Consider the following 13135-nt stretch of genomic DNA (forward strand, 5'->3'; position numbering starts at 1 on the left):
GGGCGGAGCCGGCCGCCCGCTCACCGGGCCGAGCCGGTGGTCGCGAGCAGGCCGGCGAGCGCATCGAGCGCACCCGGGACGAGCGCGTAGTACGCCCACACGCCGCGCTTGTCGCGAGCGAGCAGCCCCGCGGCGACGAGCACCTTGAAGTGGTGCGACACGGTCGGCTGGGTGAGGCCGAGCCGGTCGGTCGCGTCGCACGTGCACAGCTCGCCCGACTCCTGGGCTGCGACGAGCGAGAGCAGCCGCAACCGAGCGGGATCGGCTATCGCCTTCAGCACGCGCGCGAGGCGCTCGGCCTGGTCGGCCGCGAGGACCTCATGCACGAGGGGCTCGCAGCAGGCGACGGTGTCGTGCACCGGCAGCAGGGGCAGCAGGGCCGGTCGGGTGGGCACGTCACCAAGTATGGGACAAGACATTGACACCTGTCGATATCTAAGGTCAGGATTTAGACATTGACGATCGTCGATGTATTGGAGCACCTGATGTCGGAATCTCTCGTCGAGGAGGTCCGCGCGCACTACGCGGCCGCGGCACGCTCGATCGGCGACACAGCGGGCGAACGAGCCGCGGGCGACGCGGCCAAAGACGGCGCCGCATGCTGTGGCGGGGGCGGCGGTTGCGGCGGGGCAGGCGCGTCGATGCCGGTCACGTTCGGCCGCGCGCTGTACTCGCCCGACGACGCCGTCGGGCTCCCCGACTCGGCGGTCCTCGCCAGCCTGGGCTGCGGCAACCCGACCGCGGTCGCGGACCTCCGGCCGGGTGAGCGCGTGCTCGACCTCGGCTCCGGAGGCGGGATCGACGTCCTGCTCTCGGCCCGGCGGGTCGGTCCGCGGGGCTTCGCCTACGGTGTCGACTTCACCCCGGAGATGCTCGAGCTCGCGAGGTCGAACGCGGTCGAGGCGGGCGCGACGAACGTCGAGTTCCTCGAGGGACGGATCGAAGCGGTGCCGCTCCCGGACGCCAGCGTGGACGTGGTGATCTCCTCGGTCGACAAGCCCGCGGTGCTCCGCGAGGCGTTCCGCGTGCTGGTCCCGGGCGGCCGCCTCGGGATCTCCGACGTCGTCGCCGAGGACCGGCTCACCCCTGCCGAACGCGCGAAGCGCGGCGGGTACGCGGGGTGCATCGCGGGTGCGCTCTCGGCATCGGAGTACCTGGACGGGCTGGCGGACGCGGGCTTCGCCCACGCGTCCGTGCGGTTCACGCACGAGGTTGCGGACGGCCTGCACGGCGCGATCGTCCGCGCGGTCAAGCCCGGGGTCGAGCAGCTGACTCCCGGAGCGACGTTCCGGTAGGACCTGCTTCCCAACCCGCCACCAATGCCGTCCGGCGGCGGTTGTCACCAGCGTCGGCGGACCGTGGCCTTCGCGCCGGTCACCAGGCTCGCCGCCGGCACGTCGTCGGCCACGACCGCCCCGGCGGCGATCACGGCGTCGCGCCCGATGCTCACTCCGGGCAGGATCGTTGCCCCGGCGCCGATCCACACGTTCTCCGCCACATCGATGGGGGCGCCCGTGAGGTACAGCCTGCGCTCGGCCGGGTCGACCGGGTGACCGCTGGTGATGAACGTGGCCCTCGGACCGATCATCACGCGTTCGCCGAGACGGATTCCGGCGTAGTCCAGGAACATGCAGCCCTGGTTGATGAACACCTGCTCGGCAAGGTCCAGGTGGAGCCCGTGGTCCGTGTAGAAGGGCGGGTAGATCGTGACCCTCGCGGGAAGCGGCCGACCCAGGATCTGCTCGAACAGTGCGGCTTTACCCGCTTCGTCCTCGAAGGGCAGGACGTTCAGGAGCGAGGTGAGCTCGGTGACCCGCCGGACCCGCTCGGCCCTGGCCTGGAACTCGGGGCTCTGGATGCGCATGAGACGGCCGGCGGACACCCCGCGATCCTCTCCCGCCTGACGAACCGTTTGGGCAGACACGCCCTCGTTCCCTCGTACCGTTGGGCGAGATGCCCGACACCGCGCACGCTCGACCCGCCGCGCCCCTCGCCGCCGTGGGGCTCGCCGGGCTGCTCGGCGCCGCCGGCGTCGCGCACTTCGTCCGGCCGCGAGGGTACGAGCAGCTCATCCCCGGCCCGCTCGGCAACCCCCGGGCCTGGGTGCTCGCGAGCGGCGCCGCCGAGCTCGCGTGCGCCGTCGCGATCGCGATCCCCCGGACCCGGCGGATCGGCTCCCTCGCCGCAGCCGTGCTGTTCGTCGCGGTGTTCCCGGGCAACGTCAAGATGGCTCTCGACTCGCGTCCCGACTCCCTCTCGCGGGTGCACCGACCCGGACTCGCGTGGGGCCGCCTGCCGTTGCAGGTGCCGCTCGTCGCCTGGGCCCTGGCCGTCGCGCGCGGAGCTCGACGTTGAACCCGCATGCGTCGGCGACGCCCGCCGGGCGGGGCGCCGGGAACGGATGACGAGCGAGGCAACGGCCGCGCGGGGTCATCGGAGCGCCGGGCCCGCTCGCGTAGGCTACGCAGCGGGGTAGGAGCCTGAAGGCGGTCCCGGGGGAGTTCCCCAGGGGCGTCCGGACGAACCTCTTGATCCCGGGCCTCTAGCTCAGTTGGTAGAGCATCGGACTTTTAATCCGCGGGTCGTGGGTTCGAGTCCCACGGGGCCCACCGTCTGAACCACGAAAATGTCCCGCCTCGCCTCGTGTGGGCGGGACATTTTGGCGCAGACGTGCAGGATCGCCTCGACGCGTCGCGGCGCGGGACGTTCCGCGGCGGGAGCCGTGCGAGAGGTTGTCCCCGCGGAACAGACTTCACCCGGGCGAAAATCGCCCGCCGGACGCTGCGCACAACCGCGGCATCGACCTGGGCCGACGGCCCGAACGCCCCGGCGGCGGACTGCCGGTGTTCCGCGCCGAAGTCGCGCGAAAACGCCGTTGACCTGCAGTTTCATCCCACCCGGGCAGCCGTTCCCGGCCTCCGGGGTCGAACATCGATGCGTGCATCGGCAGTACCTCCGCGACCGACCGGTCAACCGACACACGGAGATCAGATCTATTATTCTTGACTTGGTAACGCGATGTTAATCCTCCGGCAATGAGCCGACGTCGGCCGGGCGGTAAAGTTGACGAGTACCCGGGCGACGACGCTCGGGACAAACGCTGGGGGGCGCTGCAAACATGGCCGTAGATCTCGATGTCGTCGCACTTGTTACCACATTCCGGACAGACAACCCGCACAAGCCGGTGAGCTCGGTTCGCCGCAAGCACCTGCGTGCCTTTCCCGTCGAGCGGTTCGCGGCCCTCGAGGCCTGGATCGTCGAACGCTCCGCCGAAGTCGAGCGCTCGCTCATCGCGCAGAAGCGTCGGCTCACTCCCCTCCGGTAGCAGGCTGCCGTGACCACCGAACGAGCGTCCGGCGGCGAGAGCGCCGCCTCAGTGCCCAATGGTGCGCACGAGAGGACCGTCTCGCTTCGTGCGCGGGCGCCGTTCGACTGGCACGCCTCGCTCGAGTTCTTGGGCTCGTTCCCCGCGCTTCGCGGGGAACAGACGATCGGCGAGGCGTCCCTGGTCAAGGCCTGGCGTTTCGCCGACCGGACGATCGTGGCCGAACTGACCGCCCAGGGCGACGACGCCCTGCGCTGTCGGCTCGGCTCCGCGACCGAGCTGACCGACGACCTGGTCGCCGCGGCGTCCGACCGCATCTCGTTCTTCCTCGGTCTCGACGACGACCTGTCGCCGTTCTACAAGGTTGCGGCCCAGGACCCGGCCTTCTCCGCGGTCGTGGCGCAGCTGCGCGGCTACCACCAGGTCAAGCTGCCCTCGCCGGTGGAGAACATCTGCTGGGCGATCCTGTCGCAGCGCGCCCCGATGGCCGTCGCGCGCACGCTCAAGGGCCGGCTGATGGCGGCCTTCGACAACGACCTCACGGCCTGGGGGCAGACGTATCGGCCGTTCCCCTCACAGGAGCAGCTCACCGCCCTCGGCCCGGACGAGCTCATCAGCATCCTCGGCAACACCCGCAAGGGCGCCTACCTGCACTGCACGCTCGCCGGGCTCGCCGGGGTGGACGAGGAGTTCCTGCGGCACGGCGACTACGACCGCGTCCGCGAGCTCCTGCTGTCCCTGCCGGGCATCGGCCCGTGGTCGGCGTCATTCGTCCTGATCCGGGGCCTGGGCCGGATGGAACGCCTGCCCGACGGCGACGAGGTGCTCAAGGTCGCGTCTGCCGTGTACGGCCGTCCGCTGGACGAGCGAGGCCTCGCCGAGATCGCCGAGCCGTACGGCGAGTACCGGGGCTACTGGGCCCACTACCTACGCGCCTGTGGCTGACCGAACCGCCTGCGGAAACGGCCCCCCGAACGCACTAACGTCCGAGCGTTGACGTCCTATAGGACGTCAACGCTCGGACGTTAGTGAAGAAAAGGGGTGAGGCGCTCAGGCCTCGGGCGCGGCTTCCGCGGCGGCGGCCTGGGGCGACACGGTGAAGCTGGTCTCCGCGTTCGCCGGGTCGGCGTCGAGCTGCTGGTCCTTGAGTGCTTCGCTCGCGGTCTCCTCGAGGAAGACGTTGGAGCGGCCGGCGTCGACCACGTCGTCACCGGGTGCGGGCTCGGCGACAAGCACGATGTCGAATCCACCGGACTCGGGCGCGGCGGCGATACGCAGGCCCCCGGCTTCGGGGACTCCGGCCTTTTCGGCGAGGTCCTGGACTGTGGTGCGGGCGTTCTCGGTCAGGGTGAGCACGTGCGCTCCTTCGATTGCCGGTCGCGGCACCCCCGGTCCACGTCCCGCACACGGCGAGACCGGCCAACGGGCGCCTTCGGTCCACCCCACCGTCACAAGACCGCGGCCCGGATGCAAACTCGCGAGCCACCTCGTCCGGTGGGCGAGATTATCTCGCTGGGCGAGACGATCCGGCGGCCCAGGAACGGCTCAGCCGGACCCGACGACGGCGCCGGCTTGCCACCTGACCAGCCGCTGCCCACCGGCTGCCGGGCCGAGGGTCGTCAGCCCTGCGCCTCGTCGCCCGCCGGCTCACCGCCCCGAGGCTCGCCGCCCCGCGGTTCGTCGCCCTTCGTCCGGCCGTCTTGCGCCTTGTCGCCCTTCGGCCTGTCGACCTTCGTCTTCGGGTCGCCCGGCGCCTTGCCGTCTCCCTCGGTCGGAACCGGCTCGCGCAGCGCGCGCTCGGCGGTCTGCTCGCGCTCCTCGAGCACCTCCCGGCCAGGACCCCCGAACGCCTGCGCACGCTCGACCGCGTCGAAGCTGCCGGTGAACAGGCGGTCGCCGGTGTGCTTCGTGAACTGAGCCGTGGCGTCCCCGGCAGGCCCCTGCTTCGCGCCGCGGGGCGCCGGTACCCGTACCGGAGGCCGCAGGATGTCCGGGCGGCGCAGCAGCTTCGTCTTGGGCTGATCCTCGTCGTCGGGCACCGAGGCGGCGTCGGGCGGCGTCCGCCCGTCGCCGGGCAGGACCGCCCGCGGAACCACCCGAACGGCGCCGGGGGCGCCGCCGCCACCCTCCAGCCGGGTCCGGGGCAGCGCGTACGGCGCCTCACGCTGGAGCCAGTCCACGAGCCCCTCGCGCACGTAGCAGCGCAGGTCGAAGATGCTCGGCGCGTCGACCGCGCTGGCGAGTGCCCGCACCTGCACCTGGCCGCCGACCGCGTCGGTCACCTGCAGGATGCCCACACGCTCGTCCCAGAGGTCCGACTCCTCGAGCAACCGTTTCAGCTCGTCCCGCATCGCCGCGACGGGTACCTCCCAGTCGACGTCGAGCTCGACCGTGCCGAGCATGTTCGAGTCCCGTCGGGTCCAGTTCTCGAAGGGCGTGCTGGTGAAGAACGTGGACGGCACGATCAGGCGCCGGTCGTCCCACAGGTGCACGACGATGTAGGTCATCGTGATCTCCTCGATCCGGCCCCACTCGCCGTCGACCACCACGACGTCGTCGAGCCGGATCGCGTCGGTGAACGCGAGCTGCAGGCCCGCGAACACGTTGGCGAGCGAGCTCTGGGCGGCCAGACCGGCGACGATCGAGATCACGCCCGCGGAGGCGAACACGCTGGCCCCGGCGGCGCGCGCGCTCGGGAAGGTCATCAGGACCCCCGCGGCGGCGCAGATCGCGAGGAGCGCGACCGTCAGGCGGCGCAGGACCGCGATCTGGGTACGGGCGCGGCGGGCCCGGCGGTTGTCCGGCACGTCCAAGCGGTACCGGTTGAGCGCGGCGTCCTCCGCCACGAAGGCGAGCGCGCCGATCAGCCACGCGGCCGCGACGATCAGCGCGATGAGCAGGGCGTGCTCCACGGCGATGCGCCAGTCGGCGGACTTGGTCGACAGGCGCAGCGCGATCCAGACCCCGACGATTACCAGCACGACCCGCATCGGCCGCCGGACCCGCTTGAGCACGTCCATCGCGAGATTCGAACGCCGGGCGGCCGCGCGCACGAGGGCCGAGATGAGCGTCGCGAGCACAAAGGCCACGACCACACCACCCGCCACGGCGGCGATCGGGCCGAGCACGTCCACGGTTTCGGTCACGCCGGTCTCTTGGAGCATCACCTCAGATTAGGCGCCGCGCGTCGACGTTCGGACGTGTTCGTGCATCTCGATCAGCCGCTCGACGCCGGACCCCGCGATGGTCTCGGCGATCAGCGGAAGGTCCAGGTCAGCGGCCGCCCGGAAGCGAATGCAGGCCTTGCCCATGTCGAGCCGGCGGGGCGCCGACCACCGCTCGCGGACGTCCCGCCAGGGATTCATGTACAGCCGTTGGGTCTGAGTGCTCATGGGTGAGCAGCCTCGGATGCAGTCTCGCGTTGCCGCGGGACGGTCCCGGTCTGAGCGCGTTGCCGCGTGCCGGGTTGACGCTTCATAGCCACCTGCGGCCCGGGGGTCGTCTGACGGTCGGCTCCACGTCCGTTTCGGGTCTCCGGGCCACTCCCGGCGATCTGCTGCTTGCCGTACTCGGCGAGGTTCCGTGCCGCGTTGGCGTCCCGATCGAGGACCAGGCCGCACGCGGCACAGACGAACGTGCGTTCGGACAGGGCCAGCTTGGCTTTCGCTGTGCCACAGGCGGAGCAGGTCTTGCTGGACGCGAACCACCGGTCCGCGACGATCACCCGGCCGCCGCGCCAGGCGCTCTTGTACTCGATCTGGCGGCGGAACTCGGCGAACGACGCGTCCGCGACGTGCCGGGCCAGACGGTGGTTGGCGAGCATCCCCGCCACGTGCAGGTCCTCGACCACGATCGTCCCGAACCGGGCCGTCAGGCTGGTGGTGGCCTTGTGGAGGGCGTCACGTCGCTGGTCGGCTACCCGGCCCTGCGCCTCGGCCAGGGCAGCACTCGCGCGGCGCCACCGGTTCGACGGCGCCCGGCGGGTGCGCCGGTCCGGTCCAGTCCGACGCGACATCGTCCGGGACAGGCGCCGGACCTTCCCCAACGCCGTGGACAAGTGCCGCGGGTTCGCGATCTCCTCGCCCGTCGACAGGACCGCGAGGGTCTTGACGCCCAGGTCGACGCCAACGACCGCATCCGGGTCGGCGGCTGCCGGTCGCCTCACGTCCTGCTCGACGGTGAACGCAGCGAACCAGCGTCCCCGCTCGAACCGGACCGACACCGCCACCACCCGTGCCGCCCCGGCTGCGACCAGGTCCGCCAGGCGCGCGCCGTCCTCGTGGAGCCTCACTCGCCCGATCCGTGGCAGTACCGCATGACGGGCCTCGCACCGAAACGCGCCGGTCGTCCACCGGACGGACTGGCGGGCCCTTCGCTTCGACTTGAACCGCGGGAACCCGACAGGCTTGCCCTTACGCTTCCCGCGCCTGGCCTCACCCCAGTTCTTCAGCCCGCGCGCGAGCTGGTCCAGACCGGTGTTGAACGCCTCCTTCGAGCACTCACCCCACCACGGCGCCACCGTGGCCTTCGCCCGGTTCCAGTCCTTGCGCAGCGAGTACAGCGACCACGAGATCGACGGCGTCAAATTTTCTCCCGCGATCCCGTACGTGGCCTCGGCGCCACGCTGATCCATGACCGCCTTCACCCGCGCCAGACCCCAGTTGAACGCACACCTGGACGCCCCCGCATGGGACCGCAGCGCCCGCTCCTGAGACGGCGTGGGGTCCAGGGCGAACCGATACGCGAGAAGGGTCACGACGTGCCGCCCTGACCGAGTGCAGCCGCAGCCCGTGCGGCCCGGTTCGCGCCGACCCGCCGCCCGTACAGGCGGGCACCCGGCGATGTGAGGATCTCCTGCACATCCCGGACCAGGTCGTCCACCTCAGCGGTATCCACGACCAACAACGTACGACCCGACGCCGACATCGCGGCCTGGCACGTGCTGCGCACCAAACCTCGCGAACCACCTCGCGGTGCTCCACCACGACCGTCGACACGCCCGGATCAGCCCGCAGCGCCAAGAACTTGCGGCAGTGCCCGTTCAACGCCGACCCGACGTCGGTCACCACGTTGTCAACGACAGATGCTGCCCGGTCGCCCACCCGGGGCCCCGGGCGACCTGGCGGGTCAAGATCCGCCCGCGGATCGGCCGACGACACCCGGGCCTACACCACGGTCGAACCAGCCAGGGTGGCCACACCCGCGTCGCCGATAACAATCAGACTCCCAGCCTGGCACGCGGGCGTCGGGCGCCCGGGACGGCTGCGGGCCGCCGGTACGCTGCCGGTATGACATGGCTGGTAACTGGCGGGGCGGGGTACATCGGGTCGCATGTCGTGCGGGCCTTCGCTGACGTGGGGCTGGAAACGGTCGTCCTGGACGACCTGTCCAGCGGGCACGCGGGCTTCGTGCCCGACGGCGTGCCGCTGGTCCGGGGTTCGATCCTGGACACGGGACTGGTCCGCCAGGTGCTCGCCGAGCACCAGGTGACCGGCGTCGTGCACGTCGCGGGGTTCAAGTACGCGGGGGTCAGCGTCCAGCGCCCGCTGCACACCTACGAGCAGAACGTCACCGGCACGCAGTCCGTGCTCGCCGCGATGGCCGACGAGGGGGTCGACGCGATCGTGTTCTCCTCGAGCGCCGCGACCTACGGCACGCCGCACACCGACCTCGTCACCGAGGCGACCCCGACCTCCCCCGAGTCGCCGTACGGCGAGAGCAAGCTCATCGGCGAGTGGCTGCTGCGCGACCAGGGCGTCGCCAGCGGGCTGCGGCACACGTCGCTGCGGTACTTCAACGTGGTGGGCTCGGGATCGCCCGACCTGACCGACACGAGCCCGCACAACCTGTTCCCGCTCGTGCTCGACGCGCTCGTGGAGGGCCGCACGCCGCGCATCTTCGGCGTCGACTACGACACCCCCGACGGCACCTGCGTGCGCGACTACATCCACGTCGCGGACCTCGCGCTCTCGCACGTCGCCGCGGCCCGCAGGCTCGCCGCGAACGAGCCGCTCGAGCTCGTCTACAACCTCGGCAGCGGCGACGGCGTCTCGGTCCGGCAGATCATGACGGCGATGGCCGAGGTGACCGGGATCGAGTTCGAGCCCGAGATCGCCCCGCGCCGCGCCGGTGACCCGGCGCGGATCGTGGCCTCCGGCGAGCTGGCTGCGCGCGACCTCGACTGGCGGATGCGGCACACGCTGCAGGACATGGTCGCCAGTGCCTGGCAGGCCCGCCAGGCCGCGTCCGCACGCGCCTGACGCTCCGGCGGACCTGTCCGGGTGGGGGTTGGGTCAGCGACCCAGGGCTCGGAGCTCGTCGAGGCGGTTTGCGGCTTCCTCGAGCACTGCCTCGGAGCCCGCGTAGATCCCCTCGGCCCGCGGCCAGTGCACGACGACGTCCGTGAAGCCGAGCCCCGCAGCGCGCTCGGCACCCTCGGCGAGCATCGCGTAGGACTCGAAGGAGAACACCGGCGCACCGTCGAGGCTGAGGTACTTGTCGATCGTCGCGGGGTCCCGGCCGGCTTCGTGGGCGGCGGTCTCGAACTTCTTGACCATCCCGGCCAGGCCGTCCCACCAGCGCTCCTGGGCCTGCCCAGGCGTGAGCTCACCGAGCGCCTCGTCGAACGTGGGCCCGAACGTTCCCCAGCCCTGACCGAAGCGAGCCGCCAACGCCATCGCGCGCGGGCCGTTGGCGGCCATCACGAAAGGCACCCGCGGGCGCTGCACGCAGCCCGGGGTCATCCGGGCGTCGTGCGCCTCGTAGTACTCCCCGGAGTGCTCGGTGACCGGGTGGGTGAGCAGCTCGTCCAGCAGCTCGGTGAACTCGGCGAACCGCCGGCTGCGCTCGCGCGGCGTCGGCGCGGTGCCGAGCACGCCAGCGTCGTACCCGGCTCCGCCGGCCCCGAGACCGAGCAGCAGGCGCCCGCCGCTGACGTCGTCGAGCCCCATGACGTCCTTCGCGAACGGGACCGGGTGACGGAAGTTCGGGCTCGCGACCCAGGTGCCGAGCCGGATCCGGTCCGTGACCGCCGCCGCGGCAGCGAGCAGCGGGACCGTCGCGAACCACGGCTCGTCGGCGAGCGAGCGCCAGGCGAGGTGGTCGTAGGTCCACGCGTGGTCGAAGCCGTACTCCTCGGCGCGCTGCCAGCGCTCGCGCGCCACCGACCAGCGGTCCTGGGGCAGCAGCACGATCCCGAACCGGAGTCCCTGCGAAGTCATCCCCCGAGGCTAACCGCGCGAACCGCCCACCCCAGCACCGCGTCATCAGGCCCGACGGCGGTCGAGCACCACCAACCCGGCCCCCAACCAGGCGACCAACCAGGCGACCAACCGCAGACTGCGCACATCCGTGAGACCTGCGCACATCCGATGTGCGCAGGTGTCACGGATGTGCGCAGTCTGGGCGTCAGGGAGCCGCCGGGGTGGGCACAGGCGGGTTGGGGTGGTTGGCGTCGTCCTATCCGGCGATTGGGCGGTCGTTAGGCCCAGCCGAGCTCGTGCAGGCGGTCGTCGTCGATGCCGAAGTGGTGCGCGATCTCGTGGACCACGGTGATCACGACCTCTTCGACGACCTCGTCACGCGAGTCGCAGATCGCCAGGGTCGGGCGCCGGAAGATCGTGATCCGGTCCGGGAGCGCGCCCGCGCCCCAGAACTGGTCGCGCTCAGTGAGCGGCACGCCGTCGTACACCCCGAGCAGGTCCGGATCGTCCGCCGGGGCGTCGTCCTCGACGAGCACGACCACGTTGTCCATCTGCGCGGCGAGGTCCTCCGGGATCTCGTCCAGCGCGTCCCGGACGGCATCCTCGAACTCGGCGCGCGACATGTCGACCACCCGCCCATCCTGCCGCGCGCGGGGTCAGCGCGGGCACCGGACGGCCCACCGCCCGCGCTGATCGACCCCCGCCGGCGCACCGAGCGATCCCGCTTTGGATCTGCCCAGGATCTGCCCTATGCTTTCCGAGGTCTCAGGACGCCTCAGACGTCAGGGGCGTTGACTACGCCCCCATCGTCTAGCGGCCTAGGACCCCGCCCTTTCACGGCGGTAGCACGGGTTCGAATCCCGTTGGGGGTACGCACGAAGAACTGCAATTTCGTTGTTGTGTCGTCTTACAGGTACCTTGTGTTTCGCAAGGCCCCGTAGCGCAGTTGGTTAGCGCGCCGCCCTGTCACGGCGGAGGTCGCGGGTTCGAGTCCCGTCGGGGTCGCTGACATGCGCCCGGTCCACAAGACCGGGCGCAGTCGGTCGGTTGGGCCATGTAGCTCAGTTGGTAGAGCGTCCGACTGAAAATCGGAAGGTCGGCGGTTCGAACCCGCCCGTGGCCACATCTGTTAGCCCCGTCCGCACCCGCCGGGCGGGGCTGATCTGCGTCCGGACCGGACGATCCCGCTTTCCGAACAGATCGCACAACCCCGTCGATGCCGACAGACTGGGAGCGTCAGTTCGGCGACTCGAGGGATGTGATCGGCGTGGAAGACACGCAATGGACGACACCGGGGACGGCCAAGCCCTCCGTGGGCGAGCTGTTCAGCCGGCTGTCGGAGCAGACGTCGCGGCTGATCCGCGCGGAGATCGCGCTGGCCAAGGCGGAGCTCGCCGAGAAGGCCAAGGCGAGCGCGATCGGCGTCGGCCTGTTCGTGGGGGCCGGCCTGTTCGGGTTCTTCGCGTTCGCTGTGATCCTCACCACTGTGATCCTCGCCCTCGCCCTCGTCGTGCCCGCGTGGCTGGCGGCCCTCATCGTCGCCGTGGTGCTGCTGGTCATCACCGGCGTGCTCGCGCTGCTCGGCAAGCGCTCCCTGGACCGCGGGATGCCGCCCACGCCCGAACGCGCGACCGAGAACGTCAAGCAGGACGTCAACGCCATCAAGGAAGGACTGCACCCATGACGAACAACACGCCGGACGCGATCGAGGAGCAGCTCGAGCGGAACCGTGCCGAGCTCGCCGCCACGATCGACGAGCTGACCTACCGCCTCGACCCGCGGGTCAAGGCGAACGAGGTGCTCGCGCGCACCAAGCAGCTGATCCACGACGCAGGCACGGACCCCGCCACGACCCCGGAGGACCGCAACCGCGCCCGCACGTTCCTCGGCATCGGGGCGGGCACCCTGGCCGCGATCGTCGCGATCGGCACCGCGATCGCCCGCAGGCGCTGACCCGACTGGCAGGCCGGCTCAGTCCGGCATCCCAGGCGACACCGACCGCGGCGTCGGTGTGGCCTGCGTCGTCGGTATCGCCTGCGTCGTCCGGGCGCCGGGCGCCGCGGTCTGCCCAGTGCCCGGCCGCGGCCGACGTCGGGCCGCGCCCCACTGGGTCAGCGCGACGCCGGCCAGCACCACGGCCCCGCCGACCGGCTCGTACCAGTGCAGCCGTTCGTCCAGCACGAGTACGCCGAGCGTGGTCGAGACCAGCGGGATGACGTAGGTGACGCTCGCCGTGACGGTCGCCCCGGCGACGTCCAGCACACGCCAGTACAGGACGAACGCGAGGCCCGTACCGCCCAGGCCCAACGCGAGCAGCGCGAGGCCCGGCCCGGGGGCCACAGGGGCCGTCAGGGGCGTGCTGAGCGCGAAGGGGGCGAGCAGCGCCGAGCCGACGGCGAGCTGGACCGCCGGCAACGTGACCGGCGACAGCCCCGTACCGGTCAGCCGCCGGCGGCTCCACGCGTTGCCGAAGCCGTAGCAGAGCGTCGCGCCCACGAGCATCAGCGCACCGACGAGGTCGATGGCGCCCGGGTTCCAGACCCCGAGCAGCACCCCGATCCCGAGTCACCTTTCGCCAGGACGTCCGAGCGTTGACGTCCTATAGGAC

At 71.3% G+C, this 13135-nt stretch carries 16 protein-coding genes, 4 tRNA genes and 1 pseudogene; 11 read left to right on the forward strand and 10 right to left on the reverse strand.

The genetic code is table 11. From position 1 onward, the window contains the following. Positions 1-20 precede the first annotated feature (20 nt). A complete protein-coding gene (locus tag VIM26_RS22995) occupies positions 21-395 on the reverse strand; it encodes an ArsR/SmtB family transcription factor (protein ID WP_414696549.1) in 375 nt (124 codons plus the stop codon). Positions 396-485: 90 nt separating this feature from the next. Here VIM26_RS22995 and VIM26_RS23000 point away from each other — a divergent pair, with 90 nt between their 5' ends. Then, entirely contained in the window at positions 486-1295 is an 810-nt protein-coding gene (locus VIM26_RS23000) for a methyltransferase domain-containing protein (protein WP_331955649.1), read from the forward strand. Positions 1296-1339: 44 nt separating this feature from the next. On the opposite strand, the gene VIM26_RS23005 is transcribed toward VIM26_RS23000, so the two are convergent. Beyond that, positions 1340-1882: a DapH/DapD/GlmU-related protein gene (locus tag VIM26_RS23005; protein WP_331955651.1), complete on the reverse strand. Its 543-nt coding sequence runs from the start codon at positions 1880-1882 to the stop codon at positions 1340-1342. 71 nt (positions 1883-1953) lie between these two features. On the opposite strand from VIM26_RS23005, the gene VIM26_RS23010 reads away from it, so the two are divergent. From VIM26_RS23010 to VIM26_RS23025, 4 genes are all read left to right on the forward strand, one after another. Continuing rightward, positions 1954-2355 carry a hypothetical protein gene (locus VIM26_RS23010; RefSeq protein ID WP_331955653.1) on the forward strand — a complete coding sequence of 134 codons (402 nt, stop codon included), beginning with the start codon at positions 1954-1956 and terminating at the stop codon, positions 2353-2355. A 181-nt stretch (positions 2356-2536) separates the two neighbouring features. After that, positions 2537-2609, forward strand: a tRNA-Lys gene (locus VIM26_RS23015). Between the two features lie 509 nt (positions 2610-3118). Next, positions 3119-3325, forward strand: a complete 207-nt coding sequence (locus tag VIM26_RS23020; RefSeq protein ID WP_331955655.1) for a hypothetical protein — start codon at positions 3119-3121, stop codon at positions 3323-3325. A 9-nt stretch (positions 3326-3334) separates the two neighbouring features. Further along, the gene (locus VIM26_RS23025) at positions 3335-4270 is read left to right on the forward strand and encodes a hypothetical protein (RefSeq protein ID WP_331955657.1); all 936 of its coding nucleotides are present in this window, start codon (positions 3335-3337) and stop codon (positions 4268-4270) included. A 105-nt stretch (positions 4271-4375) separates the two neighbouring features. On the opposite strand, the gene VIM26_RS23030 is transcribed toward VIM26_RS23025, so the two are convergent. The 5 genes and pseudogenes from VIM26_RS23030 to VIM26_RS27205 form a co-directional block, all read right to left on the reverse strand. Next, a complete protein-coding gene (locus tag VIM26_RS23030; protein ID WP_331955659.1) occupies positions 4376-4681 on the reverse strand; it encodes an adhesin in 306 nt (101 codons plus the stop codon). A gap of 263 nt (positions 4682-4944) precedes the next feature. Continuing rightward, positions 4945-6489 carry a mechanosensitive ion channel family protein gene (locus tag VIM26_RS23035; RefSeq protein WP_331955662.1) on the reverse strand — a complete coding sequence of 515 codons (1545 nt, stop codon included), beginning with the start codon at positions 6487-6489 and terminating at the stop codon, positions 4945-4947. Positions 6490-6498: 9 nt separating this feature from the next. Further along, complete coding sequence (locus VIM26_RS23040) at positions 6499-6717, reverse strand: hypothetical protein (protein WP_331955664.1); 219 nt, start codon at positions 6715-6717, stop codon at positions 6499-6501. Further along, entirely contained in the window at positions 6714-8081 is a 1368-nt protein-coding gene (gene tnpB / locus VIM26_RS23045) for an IS607 family element RNA-guided endonuclease TnpB (RefSeq protein ID WP_331955666.1), read from the reverse strand. The genes VIM26_RS23040 and tnpB overlap by 4 nt, the downstream gene beginning before the upstream one ends. Continuing rightward, positions 8078-8658, reverse strand: a pseudogene (locus VIM26_RS27205) (IS607 family transposase). Before VIM26_RS27205 ends, tnpB begins: the two are co-directional and overlap by 4 nt. On the opposite strand from VIM26_RS27205, the gene galE reads away from it, so the two are divergent. Then, complete coding sequence (gene galE / locus VIM26_RS23055) at positions 8614-9585, forward strand: UDP-glucose 4-epimerase GalE (RefSeq protein WP_331955670.1); 972 nt, start codon at positions 8614-8616, stop codon at positions 9583-9585. The pseudogene VIM26_RS27205 and the gene galE sit on opposite strands and share 45 nt — an antisense overlap. A gap of 33 nt (positions 9586-9618) precedes the next feature. Here galE and VIM26_RS23060 read toward each other — a convergent pair whose 3' ends face one another. Together VIM26_RS23060 and VIM26_RS23065 are read right to left on the reverse strand one after the other, a co-directional pair. Beyond that, positions 9619-10545 (reverse strand): LLM class flavin-dependent oxidoreductase, encoded by a 927-nt coding sequence (locus VIM26_RS23060; RefSeq protein WP_331955671.1) that lies wholly within the window; start codon positions 10543-10545, stop codon positions 9619-9621. A 260-nt stretch (positions 10546-10805) separates the two neighbouring features. Continuing rightward, the gene (locus VIM26_RS23065; RefSeq protein ID WP_331955680.1) at positions 10806-11150 is read right to left on the reverse strand and encodes a metallopeptidase family protein; all 345 of its coding nucleotides are present in this window, start codon (positions 11148-11150) and stop codon (positions 10806-10808) included. Positions 11151-11326: 176 nt separating this feature from the next. On the opposite strand from VIM26_RS23065, the gene VIM26_RS23070 reads away from it, so the two are divergent. From VIM26_RS23070 to VIM26_RS23090, 5 genes are all read left to right on the forward strand, one after another. Further along, positions 11327-11399: transfer RNA gene (locus VIM26_RS23070), tRNA-Glu, on the forward strand. Between the two features lie 59 nt (positions 11400-11458). Further along, a tRNA-Asp gene (locus VIM26_RS23075) sits at positions 11459-11532 on the forward strand. Positions 11533-11577: 45 nt separating this feature from the next. Continuing rightward, positions 11578-11650 (forward strand) — tRNA-Phe (locus VIM26_RS23080). Positions 11651-11743: 93 nt separating this feature from the next. Then, complete coding sequence (locus tag VIM26_RS23085) at positions 11744-12211, forward strand: phage holin family protein (RefSeq protein ID WP_331955673.1); 468 nt, start codon at positions 11744-11746, stop codon at positions 12209-12211. Further along, positions 12208-12480, forward strand: coding sequence for a DUF3618 domain-containing protein (locus tag VIM26_RS23090; protein WP_331955675.1), 273 nt, complete (start codon positions 12208-12210; stop codon positions 12478-12480). The genes VIM26_RS23085 and VIM26_RS23090 overlap by 4 nt, the downstream gene beginning before the upstream one ends. An 18-nt stretch (positions 12481-12498) precedes the next feature. On the opposite strand, the gene VIM26_RS23095 is transcribed toward VIM26_RS23090, so the two are convergent. Beyond that, complete coding sequence (locus tag VIM26_RS23095) at positions 12499-13080, reverse strand: DMT family transporter (protein ID WP_331955677.1); 582 nt, start codon at positions 13078-13080, stop codon at positions 12499-12501. Positions 13081-13135: the final 55 nt, after the last annotated feature.

Origin of the sequence: Pengzhenrongella sp. (genome assembly GCF_036565025.1) — a bacterium.
Lineage (GTDB): Bacteria > Actinomycetota > Actinomycetes > Actinomycetales > Cellulomonadaceae > Pengzhenrongella.

Bases quoted from the DNA above. Each gene is read 5' to 3' on its own strand.
- VIM26_RS23060 (WP_331955671.1), bottom strand. From the start codon at position 10,545: ATGACTTCGCAGGGACTCCGGTTCGGGATCGTGCTGCTGCCCCAGGAC.
- VIM26_RS23020 (WP_331955655.1), top strand. From the start codon at position 3,119: ATGGCCGTAGATCTCGATGTCGTCGCACTTGTTACCACATTCCGGACA.
- VIM26_RS23085 (WP_331955673.1), top strand. From the start codon at position 11,744: ATGCCGACAGACTGGGAGCGTCAGTTCGGCGACTCGAGGGATGTGATC.
- VIM26_RS23040 (WP_331955664.1), bottom strand. From the start codon at position 6,717: ATGAGCACTCAGACCCAACGGCTGTACATGAATCCCTGGCGGGACGTC.
- VIM26_RS23065 (WP_331955680.1), bottom strand. From the start codon at position 11,150: ATGTCGCGCGCCGAGTTCGAGGATGCCGTCCGGGACGCGCTGGACGAG.
- VIM26_RS23035 (WP_331955662.1), bottom strand. From the start codon at position 6,489: ATGCTCCAAGAGACCGGCGTGACCGAAACCGTGGACGTGCTCGGCCCG.
- VIM26_RS23000 (WP_331955649.1), top strand. From the start codon at position 486: ATGTCGGAATCTCTCGTCGAGGAGGTCCGCGCGCACTACGCGGCCGCG.
- VIM26_RS23010 (WP_331955653.1), top strand. From the start codon at position 1,954: ATGCCCGACACCGCGCACGCTCGACCCGCCGCGCCCCTCGCCGCCGTG.
- galE (WP_331955670.1), top strand. From the start codon at position 8,614: ATGACATGGCTGGTAACTGGCGGGGCGGGGTACATCGGGTCGCATGTC.
- VIM26_RS23090 (WP_331955675.1), top strand. From the start codon at position 12,208: ATGACGAACAACACGCCGGACGCGATCGAGGAGCAGCTCGAGCGGAAC.